Genomic DNA, 13,446 nt, shown 5'->3' on the forward strand with positions numbered 1-13,446 from the left:
GTTGCCTCTGTGAGCACGGTCTCCGTGGTGTCGACGGCGATGGTCGCGCTCGCACTCACCTATCACGGTGAGCCGACCGCGAAGGTGGAGCTCAACGACTCGGGCGTGTGGGTCACGCGCGGGACCGGCGCCGAGCTGGGCCGGTTCAACACTGCCGCCCAGGCGCTCGACACCACCCTGGTCTCGTCCGGCACGGCCGCCGACGTCCTCCAGGAGGCCGAGACGGTCCTGGCATTCGACCCGGGCCTGGGGACGCTGAGCCCCGTGGACGTGGCGGACTCGAAGCTGCGGGGCACCGCGAAGCTCCCGGCGGACGCCCAGGTCGGTCTGGGCGGTGCGGCCACCGCGATCCTCGACCCCGACAAGGGCCGGCTCTGGGTCGTGCCGGCCGTCGGCGTCACCTCGTTCGACCAGGACGTGACCGAGCCGGTGACGACCGTGAAGAAGGGGGCGGTGCTCGCCGTCGGACAGGACGGCACGGTGCACGTCGCGGACCCGACGGGGACGCTCACGACGGTCACGACCACGGACGAGGGCACGGCCGACCGCACCACCCGCGCAAAGCTCAAGGGCGTGTCGGCGGGCGACGCGCTCGGCATCACCGCGGTCGGGCGCGACGCGGTCGTGCTCGACGCGACGACCTCGACGCTGCACCTGCCTGGCGGGACGGCGAAGGTGGACGGCACGGACCCGGTCCTGCAGCAGGTCTCTGCGGCGGCGGCCACGGTCGCGTACGCGACGACGTCCGGCCTGGTCACGCAGCCTCTCTCCGGGTCGAAGGCCACGAGGCATGCCGCCGAGGGGCGCCCCGCGGCCCCGGTCCAGGTCGGAGGCTGCACCTACGGGGCGTGGTCGGGGTCCGGCCAGGTCCTGCGCGACTGCGACGGGAAGACGCGCGACCTCGACCAGCACCTCGCCGGCCTGGACTCCGCGGCGACGCTCCGGTACCGGGTCAACCGTTCGAACGTCGTCCTCAACGACCTCGCGTCGGGCACGGTCTGGCTCGCCGCCGACGAGTTCCAGAAGGTCGACGACTGGGAGCAGAAGCTGCCGGAGAACGCGAAGGGCGAGGAGTCCGACGCGGAGAGCGACACGCCCGAGCAGGTCGACCAGCCGATCAAGAACCGGTCGGACGAGAACCGACCGCCGAGGCCGAAGGACGACACGTTCGGGGTGCGCCCCGGGCGCGCCACGGTGCTCCCGGTGCTCGCGAACGACTACGACCCCGACGGCGACGTCATGGCGGCCGACGTCGACGGCGACGGTCCGAGCAACGCGGCCGTCTCGCAGGTCATGGGCGGTGACGCGCTCCTCGCCACCACCGAGGACGACGCGAGCGGCAGCTCGACGTTCCGGTACCGGGTGACCGACGGCCGCCCCGGCGGCTCGGCGACGGCGTCCGTCCATCTGACGGTCGTGCCCTACAGCGCCCCGGACCGCGACCCGAAGCAGACCGGGGAGCCGGTTCTCACGCTCGTGCGCGGCGGCACCGGGTCGATCAAGGTGCTCCCGTACTTCCTCGATCCCGACGGCGACGACGTGTACCTTGCCGACGCGGCCGCGAAGACCAAGGGCGACGAGGTGAGGTTCCAGCCCGACGGCACGGTCGAGTACCGCGACGCGGGCGCCACCACCGGCCGCAAGGCCGTGACCCTCACCGTCGGCGACGGCCTCGGCGGGACCGTCCAGGGCACGCTGTGGGTGGACGTCAAGGGAGCGGGGAACCAGCCGCCGATCGCGGTGGGCGACCACGCGACGACGCAGCCGGGCCAGCCCGTGACGCTCTCGCTGCTGCGCAACGACTCGGACCCGAACGGCGACGAGCTCCGGCTCGCGAGCGCGCCGCCGATCGACGGCGCGAAGGTCACGAAGAACCTCGAGGCGGGAACCGTCGAGGTCGTCGCCGACCGGCCCGGCTCGTACGTCGGCACCTACCAGGTCAGCGACGGTCCCACGGCCACGACCGGGGTGTACCGGGTCGACGTGGTCGACCCCGACGCGAGCTCGGGTCCACCGGTCGCCGTCCCGGACACGGCGCTCCTGCCGTCCGGCGGCCAGACGCTCGTGGACGTCCTCGGCAACGACTCCGACCCGGCCGGTGGGGTGCTCGTCGTGCAGTCGGTCGAGGTTCCGGACGACGCCGGGATCACGGTCGCGGTCCTCGGCCACTCGGTGCTCCGGGTGACCGAGTCGCGGCACCTGACCGAGCCGGTCACGCTCACCTACACGATCTCCAACGGCACCGACAGCGCGACCGGCCAGGTCCGGGTCGTGTCGGTGCCCGCGCCGAACAAGCTGCACCCGCCGCACGCGGTCGCCGACGTCGCGACCGTCCACACGCACGACGTCGTGACGATCCCGGTGCTCGCGAACGACACGCACCCGGACGGTCTCGCCCTGACACTGCAGTCCGAGCTCGCCGACCTCCCGGACCCCTCCCTCGGCCGGGCGTTCGTCTCCGGAGGCCAGGTCCGCTTCCAGTCCACGGGGAAGGCCGGAACCGCCTACCTCATCTACCGGGTCCGGGACAAGAACGGTCAGGAGGACTCCGCCCAGGTCACGATCCACGTCGACGGTGACGCGGAGAACTCGCCGCCCAAGGCGCCGACGGTCGTCGCCCGTACCGTCTCGGGCGGCTCGGTGACGATCACGCCCAAGCTCGACGGCGTCGACCCGGACGGCGACTCCGTGCGGCTGACGGGCATCGGCTCGCCCGCCTCCCAGGGCACCGCCAAGGTCACCGCCGGGACGATCGTCTACACCGCGGCCGCCCACGCCACGGGAACGGACGTCTTCGAGTACACGGTCGAGGACCGTCGGGGACAGTCGGCGAGCGGCACGGTGCGGGTGGGCATCGCACCGCCGGCCACGACGAACCAGCCACCTGTCGCGGTCGACGACACCGTCACGGTCCGCCCCGGCCGTGCCGTCTCCGTCGCGCCCCTGACGAACGACTCCGACCCCGACGGCGACCGGATCTCGCTCGTGTCCTCGCTGCAGACCCAGGACGGTCTCAAGGCCACGACCGACGGGAACCTGGTCGGGTTCACCGCACCGCAGAAGCAGGGCACGACGACGATCTTCTACACCGTCGAGGACGCCCGCGGCGCTCGCGCGACGGGCGCGGTCGTCGTGACGGTGAGCGCCAAGGCCCCGCTGAAGCCGCCCGTCGCGAAGGACGACGTCGTCTCCGGTGCGGACGTCGTCGGGCAGCGCTCCGTCGCGGTGCCGGTGCTCGCGAACGACTCCGACCCCGACGGCGCGGCGAGCGCCCTCACCGTCACCACCGCGCAGCGTGGGGTGACGGTCCGCAAGGACGGGACGCTGTCCGTGCCGCTCACCCGTGAGGCGCAGGTCTTCGCCTACACCGTGACCGACCCCGACGGCCTGACCGACCAGGCCTTCGTGTGGGTGCCTGCGCTCCAGGTCGACGAGCCGACACTCCGACCGGACGCGAAGCCGCTCACCGTGGAGACCGGCAAGCCGCTCACGATCGACATCCGCCAGCAGGTCCAGGTCGCCGACGGGCGAACCGCGCGCCTGACCGAGGACAACGCGGTGAAGGCCGTCAACGGTTCGCGCGACGTCGTCGACACGCACACGATCCGCTTCGTCTCGGACGACGGCTTCACCGGCAGGGCGTCCGTCACGTTCGAGGTCACGGACGGCGACGGCCCGGGCGACCCGGACGGCAACGTCGCCACCCTGACGGTCCCGATCACCGTCAAGGCACCCGCGAACACCGCGCCGAGGTTCACGGGCTCGCCGGCCGTCCGGGTCGGCGCCGGTGACGCCGACGGCGCGGACCTCGACCTCACGAGCTTCGTGACGGACGCGGACGACGACCCGCTGTCGTTCGCCGCGGTCTCCGTGCCCGCCGGGCTCAAGGTGACGGTGGCGGAGAGCGGCGCGACGCACGTCGTCGCGGCACCCGAGACCCCCAAGGGCCGTCTGACGGCGCGGGTCAGCGTGACGGACGGCGTGGACGGGCACAAGCCGGTGACCGCGGACGTGCACGTCACGGTCGGCGCGTCGACCCGGCACAAGCCGGTCGCGACCGAGGACGTGATCGACCGGGCGGCCGCGGGCAAGGAGCTGTCGATCCCGGTCCTCGCGAACGACGTCAACCCGTTCGCCGACGAGGGCAAGGCGCTCACGCTCACGGCGGTGGCTCTGGACTCGGGCGACGCGAGCCGTCCCGTGATCAGGGGCGACCGGGTCGTCGTCACGCCCGACAAGGACTTCCACGGCCAGATCGTCCTGCGGTACACGGTGGGCGACGCGACGAAGGATCCCGACCGGCAGGTCGACGGCCAGGTGCTGATCACGGTGCAGGGCCACCCGGACGCCCCCGCGAAGCCGGAGATCGGGACGATCGAGAGCCACCAGGTCACGCTGTCGTGGACCCCGCCCAACAACAACGGCGCCGACATCACGTCGTACACCGTCACGCCGTCGTCCGGGGCGCCGCAGCAGTGCGCGACCACGACCTGCACGATCAAGGGCCTCACGAACGACACGGAGTACACGTTCACGGTCGTGGCGAACAACGAGGTGGGCCCGTCGGAGCCGTCGCCCGAGTCCGACCAGGCGCGCCCGGACGAGCGCCCCGACCAGCCCGCGGCCCCGACGCTCGAGTTCGGTGACGGCGAGCTCACGGTCACGTGGAAGAACAAGGCGTACACGGACCGGTCGGCCATCGAGTCGGTGAACCTGCAGATCTCCCCGGCCGCGCCGGACGGGACCACGCAGAAGCAGGGCGTGACGGGCACGACCGTCGTCTGGAAGGGCCTCGACAACGGGACCGCGTACACCGTGCAGGTGCAGGCCGTGAACAGGGCCGACGCGCCGTCCGACTGGTCGGCGGCGTCGGCGCCCGAGGTGCCGGCCGGCAAACCGTCCGCACCCGCGAAGCCCGACGTGACCCGCACGTCGATCGGCACGACGTCGCAGATGCGCGTGACCTGGACGCCGCCGAACGACAACGGCGGCGACATCACCGGCTACGACGTCCAGGTGCTCCGCGGCGGGAAGACCGTGAAGACCGTCAAGGCCGGCGGGTCGGCCACCGCGGCCACGGTCGACGTCGCCGCGAACACGAGCGACTACACGTTCAAGGTCCGGGCCAGGAACAAGGCGACGGACAAGTTCGGCGCGGCGCCGTGGAGCCCGTCGTCGGACGAGGTGCGGGCCTTCGCGAAGCCGGGGGAGGTCGGGAGCCTCAAGGCCAGCCCGACCGGCGTCAACAAGCAGGTCAAGCTCACGTGGAGCCGCGCCAGCGGTGCCGGCCTGCGGGCGAACGAGATCATGTACCAGTACTCCGCCTGCGGGGGTGGCTGGACGAACATCTCGAACGGTGCGACCAGCGCGACGGTCACGTGCGGCTCCAACGGGACGAAGTACACGTACAAGGTCCGGGCGGTGCCGAACGTCGACGGGCTCGACGAGGCAGATGCCGGGGGCGCCGCGTCGACGACGGCCACCCCGTACGGGCGCGTCCCGACGCCCAGCGTGTCGGTGAGCAAGTCGGGCAGCGCGGGGAACGAGACGCTGACGTTCACGGTCAAGGGCACGACCAACGGGCTCAAGACCACGGTCAAGGTGACGGGCGACAAGTCGACGTCGTTCTCGGTGTCCCAGGCCAGCGGGTCCGGGACGAAGACGTACAAGTTCACGGGTCTCGGCTACTCGAAGACCCGGCAGATCTGCGCGACGTCGACGGACGGGCACACGACGTCGTCGAAGGTCTGCAAGTCCAAGACGACGGACAAGAAGCCCGAGCCTGTCCTCAAGGTCTCCAAGGGTCCGAAGCACAAGCTCCCGGACAACACGGGGATGCCCGGGACGTGCCAGGCCGACGCGTGCGCTCTCCTGCACCTCAAGATCACGGGAGCCGCGGCGAACAAGTCGTTCACGGTGACGTGCTACGGGGGCGGCTCGAAGATCGGGATGGGCGGGTACACGCACGACTTCGACGACAAGACGCTCAAGACCAACGGCAGCGGCAACTACGAGGGTGACCAGATGTGCGTGTTCGGCTACTCCGGCGAGAGCGTGTACATCCAGGCCTCGCCGCTCGGGACGACGAACAAGCTGACCTGGTAGCGCAGCCGCACGGTGGGGTGACTACCGCGATCCGGGCATTTCAGCGGCCCTGGGCGCGCTCGGTACCATCGGGTCCGGTGCGAACGGTGTGAGGCACGAGACAGAAGCGACGCGCGACCGACGACGAGCAGGGTGAGCAGTGGGGATTCTCCAGAGCCTGGGTGCCAGGCGCCGGTCCGTCGCGTCCGTGACCACCGTGTCGGTGGTGTCGACGGCGATGGTCGCGCTCGCGCTCACCTACCACGGCGAGCCGACCGCGAAGGTCGAGCTCAACGACTCCGGTGTGTGGGTGACGCGAGGGACGGGGGCGGAGCTGGGCCGGTTCAACACCGCGGCGCAGGCCCTCGACAGCACGCTCGTCTCCTCGAGCACGTCGGCGGACGTGCTCCAGCAGGCCGAGACGGTCCTGGCGTACGACCCGAGCCTGGGCACGCTCAGCCCGGTCGACGTCGCCGACTCGAAGCTCCGGGGCACCGCGAAGCTCCCGACGGACGCGCAGGTGGGTCTCGGAGGAGCGTCGACGGCGATCCTGGCCTCGGACAGCGGACTCGTGTACGTCGTGCCGGCGGCCGGCGTGGCGTCGTTCGACACGAAGGTCACCAAGCCTGTGGCGAAGGTCGGCAAGGGTGCCGTGCTCGCCGTCGGCACGGACGGGACCGTGCACGTGGCCGACCGGTCCGGCGACCTCACCACGATCACGACGACGGACAAGGGCACAGCGGCCCGGACCACCCGCTCGGACCTCAAGGGCGTCGGGGCCCACGACGTGCTCGCCATCACGGCCGTCGGCGACCGCGCCGTCGTCCTCGACCAGACCTCGGCCAGGCTCTATCTGCCCGGCAAGACCGTCGACGTGTCGGGCACCGGAGCGCTGCTGCAGGAGCCGTCGTCGGCGTCGAGCACCGTCGCCTACGCGACCACGTCCGGTCTGGTCTCCCAACCGCTCGACGGCTCGAGGGCGACCACCCGGTCGGCGTCGGGCCGCCCGGCGGCGCCGGTGCAGGTCGCGGGCTGCACGTACGGCGCGTGGTCAGGGACGGGCCAGGTGGTCCGAGACTGCGACGGGACGGCGCGGGACCTCGACCAGCGCTTGGCCGGCCTCGACTCGTCCGCGACGCTGCGATACCGGGTGAACCGGTCGAACGTCGTCCTCAACGACCTGGCGTCCGGCACGGTGTGGCTGGCGGCCGACCGGTTCCAGAAGGTCGACGACTGGGAGCAGAAGATCCCGGAGAACAAGAAGGGCTCCGAGACCGACGCCAAGAACGACAAGCCGGAGCAGGTCGACAAGCCCATCAAGAACCGGTCCGAGAAGAACCGGCCGCCCGTCGCCAAGGACGACTCGTACGGGGTCCGTCCCGGGCGGTCCACGATCCTCCCGGTCCTGTCGAACGACGTCGACCCGGACGGCGACGTCATGGCCGCCGCGGTCGACGGGGACGGGCCGACGAACGCACGCGTCGCCCAGGTGATGGGGGGCGACGCCCTGCTGGCCACCACCGACCAGGACGCGGCCGGCTCGTCGACGTTCCGCTACCGGGTCACCGACGGGCGCGGCGGCAAGGACACGGCGTCCGTGCGGCTGAAGGTCGTCCCCTACAGCCAGAACAGCAAGCCCGAGCAGACCGGCGAGCCCGTGCTCACCCTGGCCCGCGGCAAGACGGGCAAGATCAAGGTCCTGCCGTACTTCCGCGACCCGGACGGCGACGACCTGCTGCTGGCCGACGCGACCGCGAAGACCAAGGGCGACGAGGTCCGGTTCGAGTCGGACGGGACCGTGGAGTACCGCGACGCGGGGGCGTCGACCGGGCGCAAGGCCGTCACGCTCACGGTCTCGGACGGGCTCGGCGGCACGGCCCAGGGCACTCTCTGGGTCGACGTCAAGGGCGCCGACAACGAGTCGCCCGTCGCAGTCGGCGACCACGCCGAGACCCGCGCCGGCCAGCCGGTGACCGTCTACCCGCTGCGCAACGACACCGACCCGAACGGCGACACGCTCCGCCTGGCCAAGGTCGACCAGCCCTCCGGTGCCAAGATCACGCCCAACTACGACGCGGGCACGTTCCAGTTCGCCGCCGACCGGGCAGGCTCGTACGTCTTCACGTACCAGGTCAGCGACGGTCCGTCGGCGACGACGGGGGTCGTGCGCGTGGACGTCGTGGACCCGGACAGGGCCTCGGGTCCGCCGGTCGCGGTCCCCGACACGGCCCTGGTCCCGTCGGGCGGCCAGACCCTGGTCGACGTGCTGGCCAACGACTCCGACCCGTCGGGCGGTGTGCTCGTGGTCCAGTCGGTCGACGTACCCGACGGCGCAGGCGTCACCGTGGCGGTACTCGGGCACTCGGTGCTGCGGGTCACGGAGATCCGGAACCTGGACAAGCCGGTCACCCTCCACTACACGGTGTCGAACGGCACGGACTCCGCCGTCGGGCAGGTGAGGGTCGTGGCCGTGCCGCCGCCCAACAAGCTGCACCCGCCGAACGCCGCGGCCGACGAGGCGACCGTGCACGTGGGGGACGTGGTGACGATCCCGGTCCTCGCCAACGACACGCACCCGGACGGGCTCCAGCTCTACCTGCAGCCCAAGCTCGCGCGCGAGCCCGCGGCCGACCTCGGGTCGGCGTTCGTCTCGGACCGGGTCGTCCGGTTCCAGGCCGGGTCGAAGCCAGGCACGGCCTACCTGATCTACCGGGTGCGCGACAAGAACGGGCAGGAGGACTCCGCCCAGGTCACGGTGCACGTCATCGGGGGCTCGGACAACTCCCCGCCCAAGCCGCCCACCATCGAGGCCCGCACCCTCTCCGGCGGGTCGGTGACCATCACCCCGCCGCTCGACGGGACGGACCCCGACGGTGACTCGGTGCGCCTGACCGGCATCGGCACGCCGGCCTCGAAGGGCACGGCCAAGGTCACCGCCGGCACGATCGTCTACTCCGCGGCCAAGACGGCGACCGGGACGGACACGTTCCAGTACACCGTCGAGGACCGTCGCGGTCAGCAGGCGACCGGCACGGTCCGGGTGGGCATCGCCTCGACCCCGTCGACCAACCAGCCGCCGGTGGCCGTCGACGACGCGGTGACCGTCCGGCCCGGCCGCGCGGTCTCGGTCGCACCGCTCGTGAACGACTCCGACCCCGACGGCGACCGGATCGCCCTCGTCTCGTCGGGGCTCAAGGCCCAGGGTGGCCTCAAGGTCAAGGCCGACGGGAACCTCGTCGCCTTCACGGCGCCCGGCAGGGCGGGCACGACGACGATCTTCTACACGATCCAGGACACGCACGGGGCACGTGCGTCGGGCGCGATCGTGGTCACCGTCGACGCGAAGGCGCCGCTCAAGCCACCGATCGCCAAGGACGACGTGGTCTCCGGCGCCGACGTCGTCGGGAAGCGGGCGGTCTCCGTGCCCGTCCTCGCGAACGACTCCGACCCCGACGGCGCCGCGAGCGCCCTCACGGTGACGACGTCGCAGAAGGGCGTCGTCGTGGGCAAGGACGGCGTGCTGTCGGTGCCGCTGACGGAGACCGACCAGGTCTTCCGCTACACCGTGACCGATCCCGACGGGCTGACGGACTCGGCCTTCGTCTGGATCCCCGCGCTCCAGACCACCGCGCCGACGCTCCGCACGGACGCGCCCGAGCTCAAGGTCGAGAGCGGCAAGCCGCTCAAGATCGACATCCGTGACCTCGTGCGCGTCGCCGACGGCAAGACCCCGCGGCTGACGACGGACGCGAAGGTCAAGGTCGTCGACGGCACGCGCGTCGTGAACGACGTCCACACGGTCACCTTCACCTCCGACGACAAGTTCGCCGGACAGGCGACCCTGAGCTTCGAGGTCACCGACGGCAAGAGCGCCGGCGACCCCCACGGTCACACCGCGACGCTGAGCGTCCCCATCACGGTCACCGCGCCGAAGAACCAGCCCCCGACGTTCACGGGCAACCCGACGGTGTCCGTCGGGGCCGGCGACACCCAGCCCGGCACCGTGGACCTGTCGAGCGCCGCGACCGACCCCGACGACGACCCGCTGAGCTTCAAGGTCGGCAAGGCATCCTCCGGGCTCCACGCCGAGGTGAGCGGGGGCACGCTGAGCGTGACCGCCGACGCCGAGGTCGCCAAGGGCACCGACGGCACGGTCCAGGTGTCCGTGTCCGACGGTAAGAACCCGGCGGTCACAGGGACCGTCCACGTGACCGTCGTCGCCTCGACCCGACACCTGCCCGTCGCGAACGAGGACGACGTCGACAAGGCGCTCGCGGGGAAGGAGCTCAGGATCCCGGTGCTGGCGAACGACACGAACCCGTTCGCCGACGAGGGGAAGCCCCTGACGATCACCGGGGTGACCCTCGAGTCCGGTGACGCCACCCAGCCCGTCGTCCGCGGGGACGAGGTCGCCGTCACGCCGGACGCGGACTTCCACGGCCAGATCGCGTTGAGCTACACCATCCAGGACGCCACCAAGGACCCGGAGCGCCAGGTCGACGGCCAGGTGCTGATCACGGTCCAGGGCCACCCGGACACGCCGGCCAAGCCGGAGGTCGGGACGATCGAGTCGCACCAGGTCACGCTGTCGTGGACCCCGCCGAACAACAACGGCGCCGACATCACGTCGTACACGGTGACGCCGTCGTCGGGGGCGCCGCAGACGTGCGTCACCACGACGTGCACCATCACGGGGCTGACCAACGACCAGGAGTACACGTTCACGGTCGTGGCGAACAACGCCGCGGGGGCGTCCGAGCCGTCGCCCGAGTCGGACGTCGCGCGCCCGGACGAGCGCCCGGACGCCCCCGACGCACCGAGCCTCGAGTTCGGCGACGGCCAGCTCACGGTCACGTGGTCGAACAAGACGTACACGGACCGGTCGGCCATCGAGTCGGTGAACCTGCAGATCTCGCCGGCCGCGCCCGACGGTCGCACCGTGCTTCAGGGCGTGACCGGGACGACCGCCGTCTGGAAGGGCCTCGAGAACGGCGTCGCGTACAAGGTGCAGGTCCAGGCCGTCAACAAGGCTCCGGAGCCGTCGGACTGGGGCGCGTGGTCCGCGGAGGAGACGCCGGCGGGCAAGCCTGCATCCCCCGGCACGCCCACCGTGACGCGCACCTCGCTGGGCACGACGTCGCAGATGAAGGTCGACTGGAACGCCCCGAACGACAACGGTGGCGACATCACCGGCTACGACATCGAGGTGCTGCGAGGCGGCTCGTCGGTCAAGTCCGTGACGGCCGACGCGTCGGCGACGAGCACGACCGTCGACGTGGAGGCGAACACGACGGACTACACGTTCCGTGTGCGGGCGAAGAACAAGGCGACGGCGAAGTTCGGCGACGCCGACTGGAGTCCGCAGTCCAACGCCGTCCGCGCGTTCGCGTCGCCCCCGGCACCCACGGCCGTCAGCGCGAAGGTCGAGGGCCAGAGCGGGGCAGCCGATCTCTCGTTCACCGCGCCGAACCTGTCGGGAACAGGCGTGGGCTCGGGCGAGATCAGCTACGAGTACTCGACGGGCAACGGCTGGTTCGCCCTGTCGTCCTCGAAGACCGTCACGGGCCTCGACAACGGATCCACCTATCGGTTCCAGGTGCGAGCGGTGGCGAGCGTCGAGGGGACCAGCGAACCCGGTGCGGCGTCGGCAGAGTCGAACGCCGTGGTCCCGTACGGTCCCCCGGGTGCGCCGTCGGTGAAGTTCGACAGCTGGTCAGGCTCGGGAGGCGATTACACCGCGCACTTTACGGCGAGCTACACCAACAACAGCGGGCGCGAGGTCACCATCACCACGAACGGGAGCCCGGGATCCTTCACGGTCGCCTCCGGTGCCACGGCGTCGAAGGAGTTCACGATCGGCGGGGCGGGCTACTCGGACACCAGGACGGGTAGCGCGACGGCGAAGAACGCCGCGGGCACCTCCAGTCCGGGATCCGCTGGGTCGAGCACGAGCCCTGCCAAGCCAAACCCCCGTGCCGTCGTGAGCAAGGGTTCCTACGTGAGCAACGGCAACTGCAACGACGGGACCTGCTACTACTTCAAGGTCACGACGAGCGACTTTGCAGATACGGGATCGCGGATGGTCGAGTGCTGGACGGATCTCAAAGGCGCGCACAAGTTCGGCGGGACCACGGAAGACGTGCCCGCGAACGGGTCCTTCCAGGTGGGGTGCTACATCGGGATGGGCTCGTCGCAGTACTCAGGTCATAACGTGTGGGTCCGGATCAACGGTCACGACTACGAGAAGACGTGGTGGTGAGCCGCACACACCGGCCAAGAGTTGTGGACCCACCGACGCAAAGCCCAGACAGACGATCACGAGGATTTGAATCATGACCATGACACCCGAGCAGTCCGCGTGGTTCGCGCAGACCTTCGACCGCCTCGCCGGCAACGTGGGCCAGGCCGTCCTCGGCAAGCCGACGACCGTGCGCCTGGTGCTCACGTGCATGCTCGCGGAGGGCCACGTGCTCCTCGAGGACGCGCCCGGCACCGGCAAGACGATGCTGGCGCGTGCGATCGCGGCGTCCGTCCAGGGCAGCCACAGCCGTATCCAGTTCACGCCGGACCTCCTGCCGTCGGACGTCACGGGCGTGACGATCTACGACCAGAAGACGGGTGCGTTCGACTTCCACCCGGGGCCCGTGTTCGCGTCGATCGTCCTCGCGGACGAGATCAACCGCGCCTCGCCGAAGACCCAGTCCTCGCTGCTCGAGGTCATGGAGGAGGGCCAGGTCACGGTCGACGGCGTCCCGCACACCGCGGGCCGCCCGTTCATGGTGATCGCGACGCAGAACCCGATCGAGCAGGCCGGCACGTACCGCCTTCCCGAGGCTCAGCTCGACCGGTTCCTCATGAAGACGTCGCTCGGCTACCCGGACCGTGCGGCCGCCGTCGAGATCCTCGCGGGCTCGGCGCAGAAGGACCGGTCGGCGGCGCTGGCGCCGATCGTGACCACGCAGGCGGTCGCCGAGATGGCCGACCTCGCGGCGACGGTGCACGTCGACCCGGCGGTCCTCGACTACGTCGCCGGGCTGGCGGAGGCCACCCGCAACGTGCCCGAGGCGCGCCTGGGCGTGAGCATCCGCGGCGCGCTCGCGATGACGCGCTGCATCAAGGTGTGGGCGGCGAGCCAGGGCCGCAACTACGTCCTGCCCGACGACGTCAAGCAGCTCGCGCTGCCCGTGTGGGCGCACCGCATCGTGCTCGACCCGGAGGCCGAGTTCACGGGCACCACGACCGAGGGCGTCCTCGCCCGCGTCCTCGCGGACGTGCCCGCACCGCAGGAACGTCAGACGGTCTGACCGGTCGGTCGAAGACCGCCGCAGGACACGCACGAGCTCGCTGGGATTGGCTGGGATG

At 71.2% G+C, this 13,446-nt stretch carries 3 protein-coding genes; all 3 read left to right on the forward strand.

Annotation, left to right across the window (positions count from 1 at the left end; all coding sequences use genetic code 11):
* Positions 1 to 9: 9 nt before the first annotated feature.
* The 3 genes from KDY119_RS03600 (at position 10) to KDY119_RS03610 (ending at position 13,388) form a co-directional block, all read left to right on the forward strand.
* On the forward strand, positions 10 to 6,105 hold the full coding sequence (locus tag KDY119_RS03600) for an Ig-like domain-containing protein (RefSeq protein WP_153021946.1): 6,096 nt from the start codon (positions 10 to 12) through the stop codon (positions 6,103 to 6,105).
* A 187-nt stretch (positions 6,106 to 6,292) separates the two neighbouring features.
* Entirely contained in the window at positions 6,293 to 12,343 is a 6,051-nt protein-coding gene (locus KDY119_RS03605; RefSeq protein WP_227994508.1) for an Ig-like domain-containing protein, read from the forward strand.
* A gap of 73 nt (positions 12,344 to 12,416) precedes the next feature.
* Complete coding sequence (locus KDY119_RS03610) at positions 12,417 to 13,388, forward strand: AAA family ATPase (RefSeq protein WP_036953424.1); 972 nt, start codon at positions 12,417 to 12,419, stop codon at positions 13,386 to 13,388.
* Positions 13,389 to 13,446: the final 58 nt, after the last annotated feature.

The organism is Luteimicrobium xylanilyticum (genome assembly GCF_009429125.1).
Taxonomy (GTDB): Bacteria; Actinomycetota; Actinomycetes; order Actinomycetales; family Cellulomonadaceae; genus Luteimicrobium; species Luteimicrobium xylanilyticum.

Bases quoted from the DNA above. Each gene is read 5' to 3' on its own strand.
- KDY119_RS03610 (WP_036953424.1), top strand. From the start codon at position 12,417: ATGACCATGACACCCGAGCAGTCCGCGTGGTTCGCGCAGACCTTCGAC.